Origin of the sequence: Sphingobium sp. PNB (assembly GCF_019873065.1) — a bacterium.
In the GTDB taxonomy this organism is placed as follows: domain Bacteria; phylum Pseudomonadota; class Alphaproteobacteria; order Sphingomonadales; family Sphingomonadaceae; genus Sphingobium; species Sphingobium fuliginis.
In genome coordinates this window covers 1-729 of sequence record NZ_JAINEZ010000229.1, presented here as the reverse complement: position 1 = coordinate 729, position 729 = coordinate 1, and the positions used below count along the sequence as shown (strand labels likewise).

Below are 729 nucleotides of genomic sequence, written 5' to 3'. Positions count from 1 at the left end.
TAATCGGACATTCCCCCTCCCGCCTGCGGGAGGGGGTTAGGGGGTGGGCTGGCGCGGCATCTGCGTGAATTTTCAACGGCTAAGTCAGAAGCTCGCTCCGCTCGCGCCCACCCCTAACCCCTCCCGTTTACGGGAGGGGAATGTCCTGAATCGGCCTTTCCCGACATTCCGAACTCGCCCACGCGACCTAGCGCAGAACTGGCTTCCTACCTCCGCAGAAACAAGCAACATCAACCCGCTTCACCGCGGCAAAAACCGCGCCTCCGGGTCCGCCGCGATCTCCCGCGCGAACTCCGCGCCGATCCAGTCGCGAAAGGCCTTCACCTTGGCGGTGTTGCGGGCATGGGGCGGATAGACCACCCAATAGCTCGCCCGTTCCCGGACATAGGATGGCAGGGCCTCCACCAGCAACCCGGCCTCCACCTCGGTCTTCCACAGGAAGGGATTGACGATGGCCACGCCCTGCCCCGCCATGGCGGCGCGCCCTTCCATCACCTGGGAATCGAGCGCGATCGCGGGCGGCAGCCCCTTGCCGTCCGCTTCCACCCCCATGGCGGCGAACCATTCATGCCACCACATGTCGTCCGGCGACAGGCGCGGCATGGCGTGCAGCGCCCGCGCATCGGCTATCGGCCCGTTCGCCGCCAGCCATGACGGGCTGCACAGCGGCGCCAGCCGGTTGTGGGTCAGCAGCTTCGCCTCCAGCCCCGGCCAATCGCCCCGCCCGCC

General features: G+C 67.6%; 1 protein-coding gene. It reads right to left on the bottom strand.

Features of this window, described 5'->3' with window-relative positions; genetic code table 11:
- Window positions 1-240: 240 nt before the first annotated feature.
- Window positions 241-729: LysR substrate-binding domain-containing protein (locus tag K7W03_RS27555; RefSeq protein WP_264319097.1), on the bottom strand; the 489-nt coding region annotated here is incomplete at its 5' end.